This is a genomic window from Streptomyces sp. NPDC093984 (genome assembly GCF_044764595.1).
GTDB classification, from domain to species: Bacteria; Actinomycetota; Actinomycetes; order Streptomycetales; family Streptomycetaceae; genus Streptomyces; species Streptomyces cynarae.
The window spans coordinates 167,427-182,428 of sequence record NZ_JBIWIM010000002.1 but is presented as its reverse complement, the minus strand read 5'-3'; the positions used below and the strand labels follow the sequence as shown (position 1 = coordinate 182,428).

Annotated in this window: 13 protein-coding genes and 1 tRNA gene; 2 read left to right on the top strand and 12 right to left on the bottom strand. The window is 69.5% G+C overall.

The window, feature by feature from the left end; genetic code table 11:
• Positions 1 to 62: 62 nt before the first annotated feature.
• The 10 genes from rpoB to ACIRC0_RS08605 all read right to left on the bottom strand — a co-directional run bounded on the left by rpoB (position 63) and on the right by ACIRC0_RS08605 (position 10,470).
• Positions 63 to 3,551 (bottom strand): DNA-directed RNA polymerase subunit beta, encoded by a 3,489-nt coding sequence (rpoB, locus tag ACIRC0_RS08650; protein ID WP_403613173.1) that lies wholly within the window; start codon positions 3,549 to 3,551, stop codon positions 63 to 65.
• Between the two features lie 1,251 nt (positions 3,552 to 4,802).
• Positions 4,803 to 5,192, bottom strand: coding sequence for a 50S ribosomal protein L7/L12 (gene rplL / locus ACIRC0_RS08645; RefSeq protein ID WP_103841195.1), 390 nt, complete (start codon positions 5,190 to 5,192; stop codon positions 4,803 to 4,805).
• 116 nt (positions 5,193 to 5,308) lie between these two features.
• A complete protein-coding gene (gene rplJ / locus ACIRC0_RS08640) occupies positions 5,309 to 5,839 on the bottom strand; it encodes a 50S ribosomal protein L10 (protein WP_403613171.1) in 531 nt (176 codons plus the stop codon).
• A gap of 337 nt (positions 5,840 to 6,176) precedes the next feature.
• On the bottom strand, positions 6,177 to 7,046 hold the full coding sequence (locus ACIRC0_RS08635) for a hypothetical protein (protein ID WP_403614665.1): 870 nt from the start codon (positions 7,044 to 7,046) through the stop codon (positions 6,177 to 6,179).
• 161 nt (positions 7,047 to 7,207) lie between these two features.
• Positions 7,208 to 7,933: a 50S ribosomal protein L1 gene (rplA, locus tag ACIRC0_RS08630; RefSeq protein WP_403613168.1), complete on the bottom strand. Its 726-nt coding sequence runs from the start codon at positions 7,931 to 7,933 to the stop codon at positions 7,208 to 7,210.
• Positions 7,934 to 8,026: 93 nt separating this feature from the next.
• Positions 8,027 to 8,461 carry a 50S ribosomal protein L11 gene (gene rplK, locus ACIRC0_RS08625; RefSeq protein WP_023547415.1) on the bottom strand — a complete coding sequence of 145 codons (435 nt, stop codon included), beginning with the start codon at positions 8,459 to 8,461 and terminating at the stop codon, positions 8,027 to 8,029.
• Between the two features lie 120 nt (positions 8,462 to 8,581).
• A complete protein-coding gene (locus ACIRC0_RS08620; RefSeq protein ID WP_403613165.1) occupies positions 8,582 to 8,968 on the bottom strand; it encodes a hypothetical protein in 387 nt (128 codons plus the stop codon).
• A 111-nt stretch (positions 8,969 to 9,079) separates the two neighbouring features.
• The gene (gene nusG / locus ACIRC0_RS08615; protein WP_200418806.1) at positions 9,080 to 9,919 is read right to left on the bottom strand and encodes a transcription termination/antitermination protein NusG; all 840 of its coding nucleotides are present in this window, start codon (positions 9,917 to 9,919) and stop codon (positions 9,080 to 9,082) included.
• A gap of 80 nt (positions 9,920 to 9,999) precedes the next feature.
• On the bottom strand, positions 10,000 to 10,287 hold the full coding sequence (gene secE, locus ACIRC0_RS08610) for a preprotein translocase subunit SecE (protein WP_403613161.1): 288 nt from the start codon (positions 10,285 to 10,287) through the stop codon (positions 10,000 to 10,002).
• A gap of 110 nt (positions 10,288 to 10,397) precedes the next feature.
• Positions 10,398 to 10,470: transfer RNA gene (locus tag ACIRC0_RS08605), tRNA-Trp, on the bottom strand.
• 259 nt (positions 10,471 to 10,729) lie between these two features.
• On the opposite strand from ACIRC0_RS08605, the gene ACIRC0_RS08600 reads away from it, so the two are divergent.
• Positions 10,730 to 11,956, top strand: coding sequence for a pyridoxal phosphate-dependent aminotransferase (locus ACIRC0_RS08600; RefSeq protein WP_403613158.1), 1,227 nt, complete (start codon positions 10,730 to 10,732; stop codon positions 11,954 to 11,956).
• Between the two features lie 131 nt (positions 11,957 to 12,087).
• Positions 12,088 to 13,152 (top strand): adenosine deaminase, encoded by a 1,065-nt coding sequence (locus ACIRC0_RS08595; protein ID WP_403613156.1) that lies wholly within the window; start codon positions 12,088 to 12,090, stop codon positions 13,150 to 13,152.
• Positions 13,153 to 13,423: 271 nt separating this feature from the next.
• Here ACIRC0_RS08595 and ACIRC0_RS08590 read toward each other — a convergent pair whose 3' ends face one another.
• Together ACIRC0_RS08590 and ACIRC0_RS08585 are read right to left on the bottom strand one after the other, a co-directional pair.
• Positions 13,424 to 14,479: a UDP-N-acetylmuramate dehydrogenase gene (locus tag ACIRC0_RS08590; RefSeq protein ID WP_403613154.1), complete on the bottom strand. Its 1,056-nt coding sequence runs from the start codon at positions 14,477 to 14,479 to the stop codon at positions 13,424 to 13,426.
• Between the two features lie 94 nt (positions 14,480 to 14,573).
• Positions 14,574 to 15,002, bottom strand: a complete 429-nt coding sequence (locus tag ACIRC0_RS08585; RefSeq protein WP_403613152.1) for a MaoC family dehydratase — start codon at positions 15,000 to 15,002, stop codon at positions 14,574 to 14,576.

The following is a 15,002-nucleotide window of genomic DNA, read 5'->3' as shown; positions in this document are numbered from 1 at the left end:
GTCTGAAACGGGGGCCTGGGGGTCGGCGGGGCCCTGTGGGTGAGGGCCCCGCCGGACTCCCGTCAGACCTCTTCGACGCTGCTCGGCTCGCGCCGGGACAGGTCGATGCCGAGCTCCTCCGCAGCGCGGAAGACGTCCTCGTCGGTGTCGCGCATCTCGATGGACATACCGTCGCTGGACAGCACCTCCACATTCAGGCAGAGCGACTGCATCTCCTTGATGAGCACCTTGAAGGACTCGGGGATGCCGGGTTCGGGGATGTTCTCGCCCTTGACGATGGCCTCGTAGACCTTCACGCGGCCGGTGACGTCGTCGGACTTGATGGTCAGCAGCTCCTGGAGGGCGTACGCGGCGCCGTAGGCCTCGAGGGCCCACACCTCCATCTCGCCGAAGCGCTGGCCACCGAACTGGGCCTTACCACCCAGCGGCTGCTGGGTGATCATCGAGTACGGACCGGTCGAGCGGGCGTGCAGCTTGTCGTCGACCAGGTGGTGCAGCTTCAGGATGTACATGTACCCGACCGAGATCGGGTCCGGGAACGGCTCACCGGAGCGGCCGTCGAACAGCCTGGCCTTGCCGGACGGGAGGACCATGCGGTCGCCGTCGCGGTTCGGCAGCGTGTGCTGCAGCAGGCCGGCCAGCTCGTCCTCGCGGGCACCGTCGAACACCGGGGTGGCGACGTTGGTGCGCGGTTCGACCTGGTCGGCGCCGATCGCCTGCAGGCGCTGCGCCCACTCGTCCGCCAGGCCGGAGACGTCCCAGCCCTGGCTGGCGAGCCAGCCGAGGTGGATCTCCAGGACCTGTCCCGGGTTCATTCGGGACGGCACACCCAGCGGGTTGAGGATGATGTCGACCGGGGTGCCGTCCTCCAGGAACGGCATGTCCTCGATCGGCAGGATCTTGGAGATGACGCCCTTGTTGCCGTGGCGGCCGGCGAGCTTGTCACCGTCGGTGATCTTGCGCTTCTGCGCGACGTACACGCGGACCAGCTGGTTCACGCCCGGCGGCAGCTCGTCGCCCTCCTCGCGGTCGAAGACGCGCACGCCGATGACCTTGCCGGTCTCGCCGTGCGGCACCTTCAGCGAGGTGTCACGGACCTCACGGGCCTTCTCACCGAAGATCGCGCGCAGCAGGCGCTCCTCCGGGGTCAGCTCGGTCTCACCCTTGGGGGTCACCTTGCCGACGAGGATGTCGCCCGCGATGACCTCGGCACCGATGCGGATGATGCCGCGCTCGTCGAGGTCGGCGAGGACCTCCTCGGAGACGTTCGGGATGTCCCGGGTGATCTCCTCGGGGCCGAGCTTGGTGTCACGGGCGTCGACCTCGTGCTCCTCGATGTGGATCGAGGAGAGGACGTCGTCCTGGACCAGGCGCTGGCTGAGGATGATCGCGTCCTCGTAGTTGTGGCCTTCCCAGGGCATGAAGGCGACCAGCAGGTTCTTGCCGAGCGCCATCTCGCCGTTCTGGGTGGCCGGGCCGTCGGCGAGGACCTGGCCCTCGATGACGCGGTCGCCCTCGTTGACGATGACCTTCTGGTTGACCGAGGTGCCCTGGTTGGAGCGGGCGAACTTGGCCAGGCGGTACGTGATGTACGTGCCGTCGTCGTTGGCCGTGGTGATGTAGTCCGCGGAGACCTCCTGGACCACACCCGCCTTCTCGGCCTTGACCACGTCGCCGGCGTCGACGGCGGAGCGGTACTCCATGCCGGTGCCGACGAGCGGGGACTCGGACTTAATCAGCGGCACGGCCTGACGCATCATGTTCGCGCCCATGAGGGCACGGTTGGCGTCGTCGTGCTCGAGGAAGGGGATCATGGCGGTCGCGACCGACACCATCTGGCGCGGCGAGACGTCCATGTAGTCCACGTCCTCGGGGGCGACGTAGTCGACCTCACCGCCACGGCGGCGCACCAGGACGCGGGCCTCGGCGAACCGGAGGTCCTCGGTCAGCGGCGCGTTGGCCTGGGCGATGACGAACCGGTCCTCTTCGTCGGCCGTGAGGTAGTGGACCTCTTCGGTGACGACACCGTTCTCGTCGACCTTGCGGTACGGGGTCTCGACGAAGCCGAACGCGTTCACGCGGCCGTAGGTGGCGAGCGAGCCGATCAGACCGATGTTCGGGCCTTCGGGCGTCTCGATCGGGCACATGCGGCCGTAGTGCGACGGGTGCACGTCACGGACCTCGAAGCCGGCCCGCTCACGGGACAGACCACCCGGGCCCAGCGCGGACAGACGCCGCTTGTGCGTCAGCCCGGAGAGCGGGTTGTTCTGGTCCATGAACTGGGACAGCTGGCTGGTGCCGAAGAACTCCTTGATGGAGGCGACGACCGGCCGGATGTTGATCAGGGTCTGCGGCGTGATCGCCTCGACGTCCTGCGTGGTCATGCGCTCGCGCACGACGCGCTCCATACGGGCCAGACCCGTGCGGACCTGGTTCTGGATGAGCTCGCCGACGCTGCGCAGGCGGCGGTTGCCGAAGTGGTCGATGTCGTCGGTCTCGACGACGACCTTCTGGCCGTTGTCACCGACCGTCTCGGTCTCGCCGGCGTGCAGCTTCACCAGGTACTTGATCGTCGCGATGATGTCCTCGACGGTCAGGATGCCCGCGTCCAGCGGGGTGTCCGTACCCAGCTTCTTGTTGACCTTGTAGCGGCCGACCTTCGCGAGGTCGTAGCGCTTGGGGTTGAAGTACAGGTTCTCGAGCAGCGTCTGCGCGGCCTCACGCGTCGGGGGCTCGCCCGGGCGCAGCTTGCGGTAGATGTCGAGCAGCGCGTCGTCCTGGCCCTGGGTGTGGTCCTTCTCCAGGGTGGCGCGCATGGACTCGTACTCGCCGAACTCCTCGAGGATCTGCTCGGTGGTCCAGCCGAGCGCCTTCAGGAGGACGGTGACGGACTGCTTGCGCTTGCGGTCGATGCGGACACCGACCATGTCGCGCTTGTCGATCTCCATCTCCAGCCAGGCACCCCGGGACGGGATGATCTTGGCGGAGAAGATGTCCTTGTCGGACGTCTTGTCGATGGTGGAGTCGAAGTAGACACCGGGGGAACGGACCAGCTGCGACACCACGACACGCTCGGTGCCGTTGATGACGAAAGTGCCCTTGTTCGTCATGAGCGGGAAGTCGCCCATGAAGACCGTCTGGGACTTGATCTCACCGGTCTCGTTGTTGGTGAACTCGGCCGTGACGAAGAGGGGCGCGGCGTAGGTGAAGTCGCGCTCCTTGCACTCGTCGATCGAGTTCTTCGGCGGCTCGAAGCGGTGGTCCCGGAACGTCAGCGACATCGACCCGGAGAAGTCCTCGATCGGGGAGATCTCCTCGAAGATCTCCTCGAGGCCGGACTTGGTGGGGACGTCCTGACCGTTCTCCAGAGCCTCCTCGACGCGAGCCTTCCATGCGTCGTTGCCGAGCAGCCAGTCGAAGCTCTCGGTTTGCAGCGCGAGAAGGTTCGGAACCTCGAGGGGCTCCTTGATCTTTGCAAAGGAGATGCGCAGCGGGGCGGTGCTGGCGCCGTTGTTCGTATTCGCGGTCGAGGCGTTGCGCGAGGCGGCCAAGAGGGGGTCCTTCCGAGGGCTCGGACTCACTACGCGCGTCCCGGTCCCCGCCGGGCACAGAGATGGAAAGTCTCAGGTCAGAGACTCTTTATCCTCGGTGCTCAAGCATGGGGCGTGCTCCTGGTGACGGGCAGGAGACAGCTAACAGGCAGCGCAAAGGGTCAGTGTAGCCACAAGGCACACTGATGTCCAGTGCGGGTTTTCAGGCTTCCGCTGGAGGCCCTCGTTGTCCCTCAACACCTGCGGCACGCCACGCCTTCGATGCACATCGATACTGCCCTCTTCGTCGCCGATCCATGCCTCGGATCCGGATCGTAGTGACGACGCGTCCTGAGAATTGCGCGCTGCGTGCGGTTCGTCAAGGCCCCCCTTGCCCAAACCGGGTGCTGCCATCGTCACGTTCGACCTGTCACCGGGGCCCTCGGAGGCACGACCGAAGATCACCATACCCGCCACGGCGACGCACGCAAGGCAGCCGCCACCGGACCCCCCGGAACACCGAAGAGCGACCACCCGGATGGATGATCGCACCTCGGCGCCTTCGCGTTACAGCCTTGAGGGTGAGGCGTGCCGGGGATCGTGGGCGGGGGGTTACGGCGTCCGGGTGAATGCTGTTCGGAGAACTCGGCGGGGGCGCCGGCCATCCGGGCGGTGCATCCGGGCGCCCCCCGGCCCCGGCCACGGCCACGGGCCCGGCAGAGGCCCCAGGCGCTCGAGGCCAGGGCCGGGGCTGGGGCCGGGCCCGTGGGCCGGGGCCGGGGCCTGACCGGGGCCAGGCCGGGCCCGGGGGCCGGGAACGGGGCCGGGGCCAGGCCGGGCCCGGGGGCCAGGAACGGGAACGGAGCCGGGGCCAGGCCGGGCCCGGGACCGGAGCGTGGACGGGGCCGGGGCGAGCCCGGGCCCGCAGCCGGGGGCCGGGACCCGGAGCCGGAGCCGGAGCGTGACTTGGGCCGAAGCCGGGGCCGGAGCGTGGCCGGGGCCGGGGACCGGGGCCAGGCCGTGGCCGGAGCGAGCCCGGGCCCAGGGCCAAGCCGCGGCCGGGGCCAAGCCGCGGCCGGGGCCAAGCCGCGGCCGGGGCCAAGCCGCGGCCGGGGCCAAGCCGGGGTCGGGCGGGGCATCCGTCCCCGTCGGCGGGCTTCGCCGGCCACAAGGGTGTCGGCACATGCGAAAGGGGGCCGTACGGAGCGTCGCTCCGTACGGCCCCCTCGGGTCCTGTGCGGACCCGGAGTCCTGGTGGACCCGCGGGAGGTCTTACTTGACCTCGACCGAGGCGCCGGCGCCCTCGAGGGACTCCTTGGCCTTGTCCGCGGCCTCCTTGTTGACCTTCTCGAGAACCGGCTTCGGCGCACCGTCGACCAGGTCCTTGGCCTCCTTCAGGCCCAGGGAGGTCAGCTCGCGCACGACCTTGATGACCTGGATCTTCTTGTCGCCGGCACCGGTGAGGATGACGTCGAACTCGTCCTTCTCCTCCTCGGCCTCGGCAGCGGCGCCACCAGCGGCACCACCGGCGACGACGACCGGCGCGGCAGCGGCGGCGGTGACGTCGAACTTCTCCTCGAAAGCCTTCACGAACTCGGAGAGCTCGATGAGGGTCATCTCCTCGAACTGGGCAAGCAGCTCGTCCTGGGTGAGCTTCGCCATGATGGCGGTCCTTCCACTCAATCGGCAGGTGCCGGATGTACTGGATAAGGCGGGCGTACGTCGGCCCGCTGCGACCCTCGCCGCGTCAGACGGCCAGGATCAGAAAGCGAGCCGAATTACTCGGCACCGCCCTGCTCGGCCTGCTTGGCGCGCAGCGCGTCCACGGTGCGGACGAGCTTCGACGGCAGCGCCTGGAAGACGGAGGCAGCCTGGGACTGCTTCGCCTTGAAGGCACCGGCCAGCTTGCTGAGCAGAACCTCGCGGGACTCGAGGTCCGCAAGCTTCTTGATCTCGTCGGCGGTCAGCGCCTTACCGTCAAGGACACCGCCCTTGATGACGAGATTCGGGTTGTCCTTGGCGAAGTCACGGAGACCCTTCGCCGACTCCACCGGGTCACCGGTGACGAAGGCGACGGCCGTCGGACCAGCGAAGAGCTGGTCGTCCAGCGTGATCCCGGCCTCGTTGGCCGCAATCTTGGTCAGCGTGTTCTTCACCACGGCGTACTGGGCGTTCTCACCGAGCGACCGGCGCAGCGTCTTGAGCTGCGCCACGGTGAGACCGCGGTACTCGGTCAGCACGGCGGCGCTGGAGCTGCGGAACTTGTCCGTCAGCTCCGCAACCGCGGCAGCCTTGTCGGGCCTCGCCATAGAGCCTCGGCCTCCTTCCGGGTGATTCGGACCGCGCGGACCCGAAGGAGGACTGGGGAAAACGAAACGCCCCGGCGCAGGCGCACGGGGCGGACTCGACCGGCCGCACGCACGTCACGACGTACGTACTCCGGGAGCTCTTCCACTGTCACCTGCGCGGGTCGTCCGCAGTTCAGCGGATCCTTCGGCCACCGCGCCCTCGTACGAGCGCACGGCAACGACCAGCGGTCTTTGGCTTCTGTAGGAGAGTACGGGAACGAATCGCCGTCAAGCAAATCCGCTCCCCGGGCGACCGGAGCCGGCCCACCACGGAACCGCCGGGGGCTCCGCAGAACCGCTAGGAGCCCCGCGTCCCCAGCAGGTCCTTGAAGTCGGCCGTGTCGGACTCCGGAGGCCGCGGTGCCGTGACCTTCACCCCGTAGTCCCGGTAGTACGCCGTCGAGGACATCCGGCCGCTCGACAGCTCTCCCCGCTCGGCCCTCTTCACCAGCAGGTCGTGGTCGTCGACCCAGATGTCGACCGTCTCCTCGGTGACGCCGGCCTGCTCCAGTTGCTCCTTGAGGGCTCCCGTGAGGGACGCCGGTGTGACCGTGCCCGAGTAGTGCGTGGTGCGGCGGCCGCGCACCGTCTCCTCGCCGACCCTGCGCACGTCCCCGGAGGCGAGCAGCAGCCTGAGCGGCTGCAGCGGCGCGGTGTTGCGCAGCTGGTCCGTCAGATACGCCCCCGAGCCGCCCGGCAGGGACGCCAGGTCGTCGTAGGCGTATCTGATCCAGTGCCGGCCGTGCAGGCGCCGCGCGAACGCGTCGCCCACCTTCGCGTAGTAGGCGTCGGGCAGCAGCCGGGCCTCCATCGACGTACTGCCCAGCGCGCGCATCGTCTCGGCGAGCTGTCCGCCGGTGTACGTGATCCGGAGCGTGCCCACCGAGTCGCCGGCCCAGCCGAGCAGGCCGCCCGTCTCCAGGGCGAGCATCCCGCCCATGGACGTCGTGGACTCGACCCGCGCGGAGCCGGCCTTCGCGGTGGCCTTCTCGACGGCTCGCAGGGCCGCCAGAGACCGTGGGTCGGCGGGGGCGGCCCGACCGCCGGACGGCCCCGCCGAGCGCCGGGAGGAGTCACCGTCGCCGAAGTGGCTGCACGCCGTCAGGGGGCACAGGGCGAAGACCACCGCGACCGGGAGGATGCCGCGCCTGAAGATGCCGTCCTTCATACGTTCCCCCCTGGTGCGCTCCGTGATCTTCACGCTAACTCCGGCCCAGGGGGTTCGGCACGCACCTCCGGCGAAACGGCATGTGCCCCATGTCTCAGACGCCGACGGGCCCCGCACCTCGAAGGTGCGGGGCCCGTGACCGACTGGGGTGAGCCTCAGGCTCAGACCGCGGCCGGGTCCTCCTCGACGAGGAGGTTGCGGGTGCGGTTCGGGTCGACCGGGATGCCGGGGCCCATCGTGGTGGTGATGGCGGCCTTCTTGATGTAGCGACCCTTGGCGGCGGACGGCTTGAGACGCAGGATCTCCTCGAGCGCCGCGCCGTAGTTCTCCACCAGCTTGGTGTCGTCGAAGGACGTCTTGCCGATGATGAAGTGCAGGTTCGAGTGCTTGTCGACGCGGAACTCGATCTTGCCGCCCTTGATCTCGGTGACGGCCTTCGCCACGTCCGGGGTCACGGTGCCGGTCTTGGGGTTCGGCATCAGACCACGGGGACCGAGCACGCGGCCGAGGCGGCCGACCTTGCCCATGAGGTCCGGGGTGGCGACGACGGCGTCGAAGTCCAGACGGCCCTTCGACACCTCGTCGATCAGCTCGTCGGCGCCGACGATGTCGGCGCCCGCGGCACGAGCGGCCTCGGCACGGTCACCGGTCGCGAAGACCAGGACCCGGGCGGTCTTACCGGTGCCGTGCGGGAGGTTCACGGTGCCACGGACCATCTGGTCGGCCTTGCGCGGGTCGACACCCAGACGCAGGGCGACCTCGACGGTGCCGTCGAACTTGGTCGTGGAGGTCTCCTTGGCGAGACGGACGGCCTCGAGCGGGGCGTACAGCTTCTCCCGGTCGATCTTGGCGTCCGCAGCGCGGAGAGCCTTGCTGCGCTTGCTCACAACTGCTCCTGTGGGTTCTGAAGGAGTCGTGGTACGGGCCGAGCAGGCCCTGCCACGTGCGGCCGCAGCCGCATGGTTCTACAAGGGAGGTGCTCAGCCCTCGACCGTGACGCCCATGGAGCGCGCGGTGCCGGCGATGATCTTCGCGGCCGCGTCCAGGTCGTTCGCGTTGAGGTCGGGCATCTTGGTCTGGGCGATCTCGCGGACCTGCGCCTCGGTGATCTTGGCGACCTTGGTCTTGTGCGGCTCGCCGGAGCCCTTCTCGATGCCCGCGGCCTTGAGGATCATCTTGGCGGCCGGCGGAGTCTTGGTCACGAAGGTGAAGGAACGGTCCTCGTAGACCGTGATCTCCACCGGGATGACCCAACCGCGCTGCGACTCGGTCGCGGCGTTGTAGGCCTTGCAGAACTCCATGATGTTGACGCCGTGCTGACCCAGCGCCGGACCGACCGGCGGGGCCGGGTTGGCCGCACCGGCCTGGATCTGGAGCTTGATGAGCCCCGTGACCTTCTTCTTCTTGGGAGGCATGACTCTCTCCGGGTCCTTACTGAGAGGTTGAGGCCATCTGCGCCGTCGGATGCATGATCCTGCAGATGGCATACCGCACAACGATAGCCGTTGTGGCCGCGCGACATGAAATCGGGCAGCTCAGGCGGGGTTCGAGGAGGTGCGTTTCCTCAGCGCGAAGCCCGTACCGATCAGCTCTGCGAGCAGCAGGACGATGCCCGGCGTACCGGGTAGCGCGACCATGAACACCGCGTCCGCGTACCCGGTGTCACCCTCGGCCGCCACCACCGCCGGGTCCGAGGCCCGGTACCTGATGGCGATCGGGTCACCGTACTCGTACCCCTTGCCGCTGCTGCCTGCTGGCACCTCGGCGACCACAGGCGTTCCGCCCGCATCGAACTCGACCCGGCAGCCGACCAAGAGGCGGCCGGAAGCGGGCTCGTCCACCAGCGTGGCGGTCGCGCGCTCGCCGTCCCGGAGCCCGTACGACCGCTGCGCCGCGGGCAGCATCACGAAGACCGTCAGCACCACGAGGAGCGTCCCCAGGAGGACCAGTGCTCCGAGGGGCAGAAAGCGGCGAGGGCCCCTCGGCCCGGACAGGCCCGAGGCGCCCTCGCTGTGCAGGTCGGTCGAATCCGCTCAGTTCTTCTGGATCTGGTCGAAGGAGAGCTCGACCGGCGTCTCGCGGCCGAAGATCTCCACCAGGCCCTTGACCTTCTTCGAGTCGGGGTTGATCTCGTTGATGGTCGCCTGCAGCGTGGCGAACGGGCCGTCGGTGACGGTGACCGAGTCGCCGACCTCGAAGTCCAGCACCTGGACCTCGACCTTGCGCTGCGGGGCCGGCTTGCCCTCGGCCTCGGCGGCCTCGCGGGCGGCCTTGGCCTCGGCCTCCGGGGCGAGCATCTTGACGACCTCGTCGAGGGACAGCGGGTACGGGTCGTAGGCGTTGCCGACGAAGCCCGTGACACCGGGCGTGTTGCGGACGACGCCCCAGGACTCGTTCGTCAGGTCCATGCGGACGAGCACATAACCGGGCAGCTTGTTCTGCTTGACGGTCTTCCGCTCGCCGTTCTTGATCTGGACGATCTCTTCCTCGGGGACCTCGGCCTGGTAGATGTACTCCTCGACGTTCAGCGTGACGGCACGCTGCTCCAGGTTCGCCTTCACCCGCTTCTCGTAGCCGGCGTAGGTGTGGATCACGTACCACTCGCCGGGCAGCGAGCGCAGTTCCTCGCGCAGCTTCTCGACCGGGTCGAGCTCGGACTCCGGCTCGCCCTCGGCCTCGGCGTCCTCGGACGCGGCCTCGTCCTCGCCCTCCACGTGCAGGGCGGTCTCCTCGGCCGACTCGCCCGCGGCGGCTTCGGCAGCCTCGGCCTCGTCGACCTCGTCCGCGCCCTCGACGATGTCGAGCTCGTCATCCACGGACTCGACGGCCTCCCCGCGAGGCTCCATGGCGTCGTTCAGGTTCGGGTCAGACACGGTGGCTGCTTCTTCCTGGATACATAGGGGTGGAACATGCGAAAGGGACGCCGGGCACGACGGCGTCCTTCGCTCTCGGCTCAGCCGAAGACGTACTTGGCGGCGTGGTTGAGCCCATAGTCAATCAGGGTCACCAGGGCGATCATGATCGCGACGAAGAAGATCACCACGGTGGTGTACGACGTCAGCTGGTTACGGGTCGGCCAGACGACCTTGCGGAGTTCCGCGACGATCTGGCGGTAGAAGAGGGCAAGGCGCTTCAGCGGGCCCTTCTTGGCTCGCTTGCCACCCTTACGTGCCTTCTTCTTCGACTCCTGCACCTCGTCCTGGGCGTCAGGCATGTCGATGGAGCCCACGGCGTCCGTCACTCGTCCTCACCTGATTTCCCGGGTCGTGACCGTGCCGCGCCCGGTGGAGCCGCACGGCGAGTGCAATACGTACGTACTGTCCGCACACTTCCTGGTGGAGGAGTGTGTAGCAGGGCCGGAGGGACTTGAACCCCCAACCGCCGGTTTTGGAGACCGGTGCTCTACCAATTGAGCTACGACCCTTTGTGTGTACCCCAACGTACCGCATCCGGCCGGGTGCTCGGTGTGCACCGCCGATCGCGACCGCTGAAGGCCAACGAGGTGAGAGTGTACGTGTTCCACGGCCGGGCGTCGAACAGAAAGCGCCCGTAGGTGTCTTGCCCGTGGAAGATCGGCCGGTCCGGGGCGCGAATCCGGACAGTTGTTCAGCCGTCGATCCGTTCCTGTTCAGTCTGTGAAACCCGCGTGCCGGGCGCGTTTCCTGTCTGAAACCATGGGCCTCATGAGCGCTGCAACCCCTCCCACCGAGCGCCGGGTCTCCGCCCGGATCGGGGCGATCTCCGAGTCCGCCACCCTCGCCGTGGACGCCAAGGCGAAGGCCCTCAAGGCCGCCGGGCGCCCGGTGATCGGCTTCGGCGCCGGTGAGCCCGACTTCCCGACGCCGGACTACATCGTCGAAGCGGCCGTCGAGGCCTGCAAGAACCCGAAGTACCACCGCTACACGCCGGCCGGCGGCCTGCCCGAGCTGAAGGCCGCGATCGCCGCGAAGACGCTGCGCGACTCCGGCTACGAGGTGGACCCCTCGCAGATCCTCGTCACCAACGGCGGCAAGCAGGCCATCTACGAGGCCTTCGCCGCGATCCTCGACCCGGGCGACGAGGTGATCGTCCCGGCGCCGTACTGGACGACGTACCCGGAGTCGATCCGGCTGGCCGGCGGTGTCCCGGTGGAGGTCGTCGCGGACGAGACGACCGGCTACCGCGTCTCCGTCGAGCAGCTGGAGGCGGCCCGCACCGAGAAGACGAAGGTCGTCCTGTTCGTCTCCCCCTCCAACCCGACCGGCGCGGTCTACACCGAGGCCGAGACCGAGGCGATCGGCCGCTGGGCCGTCGAGCACGGCCTGTGGGTGCTGACGGACGAGATCTACGAGCACCTGGTCTACGGCGACGCGGCCCGCGTGTCGCTGCCCGCGCTCCTGCCGGAGCTGCGCGACAAGTGCATCGTGGTCAACGGCGTGGCGAAGACGTACGCCATGACGGGCTGGCGGGTCGGCTGGATCATCGGCCCGAAGGACGTCGTGAAGGCGGCGACGAACCTGCAGTCGCACGCCACGTCGAACGTGGCGAACGTCTCCCAGGTGGCCGCGCTGGCCGCCGTGTCGGGCGACCTGGACGCGGTCGCGAAGATGCGCGAGGCCTTCGACCGGCGCCGCAAGACCATCGTGCGGATGCTGAACGAGATCGACGGCGTGGTGTGCCCGGAGCCGGAGGGCGCCTTCTACGCGTACCCGTCGGTGAAGGCTCTGGTCGGCAAGGAGATCCGCGGCAAGCGCCCGAAGGACACCGTGGAGCTGGCCGCGCTGATCCTGGAGGAGGCCGAGGTCGCGGTGGTCCCGGGCGAGGCGTTCGGCACGCCGGGCTACCTGCGGCTGTCGTACGCGCTCGGGGACGAGGACCTGGTCGAGGGCGTGAGCCGGATCCAGAAGCTGCTGGCGGAGGCGCGGGACTGACGTCCCGGCGCCCTTCACGCGCGTGTGCGGGCCGTTTCCCTTCGGGGAGGCGGCCCGTTCGCGTGTGCGAGCAAGACCACGTTCGGGGAAAGCGCTACCGGGGCGGCGGGGGCGTACGGCAGGATCCTGGAATGGAGCACGTACGTGATGCTGCTGAGCGTGATCTCTCTCGGCTGCCGAAGGCCCATCTGCACCTGCACTTCACCGGGTCGATGCGGCCCGCCACCCTGCTGGAACTGGCCGACAAGTACGGCGTGCGCCTGCCCGAGGCGCTCACCGAAGCCCTGACCAGCGGGGAACCGCCGAGACTGCGGGCGACGGACGAGCGGGGCTGGTTCCGCTTCCAGCGGCTGTACGACGCGGCGCGCTCGTGCCTGCGGGAACCCGAGGACATCCAGCGGCTGGTGCGCGAGGCCGCGGAGGAGGACATCAAGGACGGCTCGGGCTGGCTGGAGATCCAGGTCGATCCGACGTCGTACGCGCCGCGTCTGGGCGGCCTGATCCCGGCGCTGGAGGTCATCCTGGACGCGGTGGAGACGGCCATGCGGGAGACGGGCCTCGGCATGCGGGTCCTGGTCGCCGCGAACCGCATGAAGCACCCTCTGGACGCCCGCACACTGGCCCGCCTGGCGGTCCGCTACAGCGACCGGGGCGTGGTCGGCTTCGGCCTGTCGAACGACGAGCGGCGGGGCCTGGCCCGGGACTTCGACCGCGCCTTCGCCATCGCCCGCGACGGCGGCCTGCTGTCGGCCCCGCACGGGGGCGAGCTGACGGGCCCGGCCTCGGTGCGCGACTGCCTGGACGACCTGCACGCGAACCGTGTGGGCCACGGCGTACGGGCCGCGGAGGACCCGCGCCTGCTCCGGCGTCTCGCCGACCGGGGCGTGACCTGCGAGGTGTGCCCGGCGTCGAACGTGGCCCTCGGGGTCTACGAGAAGCCGGAGGACGTCCCGCTGCGAACGCTGTACGAGGCGGGCGTCCCGATGGCCCTGGGCGCCGACGACCCCCTGCTCTTCGGCTCCCGCCTGGCGGCCCAGTACGAGCTGGCCCGCCGCCACCACGCCTTCACGGACGAGGAACTGGCGGAACTGGCCCGCCAGTCGGTACGGGGTTCGGCGGCCCCGGAGACCGTGAAGGCGAAACTGCTGGCCGGCATCGACGACTGGCTGAGCGAACCCGGCTCGTCCGGGGCCTGAGAGGGCGGGTGGGGGCGGCAGCCCCGGGGGATTCGGGGTGGCAGCCCCGCCAGGGGTTCAGAGCGGCAGCTCCCGCCAGGGGGTCCAGGAGCGGCAGCCCCTGGAGGGGACTCGGGGCAGCAGCCCCCGAAGGGGACTCCTGGGCGGCAGCCCCCGAAGGGGACTCGGGAGCGGCAGCCCCCGGGGCGGGAAGGATAGGGGCGGCGGAGGCGAACACCGTCATCGGGCTACCCCGTCGTCCCACTACGGCCTATCGGGCCGACCGGTCGGCTCAGAGACGCACGCCGACCGTCACCGGCTCGTTCACCAGCGTGATCCCGAAGGCCTCGCGTACCCCCGCCACGACCTCGCGGGCCAGCGCGAGCAGGTCCTCGGTGGTGGCGCCGCCCCGGTTGGTGAGGGCCAGGGTGTGCTTGGTGGAGATACGGGCGGGCCCGGTGCCGTACCCCTTGGTGAAGCCCGCCTTGTCGATCAGCCAGGCCGCCGACGTCTTGGTGTGCCCCTCCCCCGCCGGGTACGCGGGCGGCTCCGCGTCCTCGCCCAGCCGCTCCTTCACGCGGGTGCGGAACGCGGCGAAGTCCTCGTCCGTGAGGATCGGGTTGGTGAAGAAGGAGCCCGCCGACCAGGTGTCGTGGTCCTCCGGGTCCAGGACCATGCCCTTCCCCGAACGCAGCTTCAGCACGGTCTCGCGGGCGTCGGCCAGCGGCACACGGTCGCCGGGCTCCACGCCGAGGGCGCGGGCGGTCTCGGCGTACCGGATGGGCGCGGACAGTCCGTCCGCGTCCTCAAGCGCGAAGCGGACGCGCAGGACGACATGCCGGTCGGGGTCGGCCTTGAAGCGGCTGTGGCGGTACGAGAACGCGCACTCGGCGTTCGGGATCGTGACCGTCTCGCGGGTCGTGCGGTCGTAGGCGATCACCTCGGTGATCGTGGAGGAGACCTCCTGGCCGTACGCCCCGACGTTCTGGATCGGGGTCGCGCCCGCGGAGCCCGGGATTCCGGCGAGGCACTCGATACCGGCGAGCCCGGCCTCGACCGTGCGGGCGACGGCGTCGCTCCACACCTCGCCCGCGGCCAGCTCCAGCTTCGTGCCGTCGAGGGAGAAGCCCTTCGTCGCGATGCGCAGGGCGGTGCCGTCGAAGCCCTTGTCGCCGATGACCAGGTTCGATCCGCCGCCGATCAGCAGCAGCGGCGTACCGGAGTCGTCGGCCTCGCGGACGGCTTCGATCACCTCGGCGTCGGTGGTGGCGGTGATCAGGCGGTGCGCGGGGCCGCCCAGCCGGAAGGTGGTCAGCGGGGCGAGCGGGGCGTCGTGGAGTTCCTGCACGCGCCAAGACTACGAGACGGCACCGACGGCCCCGGCACCACGTAAGGGGCGCCCGCAATGGCGAGCGCCCCTTACCGAATCCTCCGACCGCGGGTCAGGCCAGCCGTACGACCGCTCGCGACATGCCCAGCACCTTCTGGCCGCCGCTGGTCGCCGTGAGGTCGACGCGGACCGTGTTGTCGTCGAGCTTGGCCGCGACCTTGCCGCTGACCTCGACGAGGGCGCCCTGGTCGTCGTTGGGGACGACGACGGGCCTGGTGAAGCGGACGCCGTACTCGACGACCGCGCCGGGGTCGCCCACCCAGTCGGTCACCACACGGATCGCCTCGGCCATGGTGAACATGCCGTGCGCGATGACGTCCGGCAGGCCGACCTCCTTGGCGAACTTCTCGTTCCAGTGGATCGGGTTGAAGTCCCCGGAGGCGCCCGCGTACCGCACGAGGGTGGCGCGGGTCACGGGGAAGGTCTGGGCCGGCAGTTCGGTGCCGACCTCGACGGTGTCGTACGCGATCTTGGCGGTCAT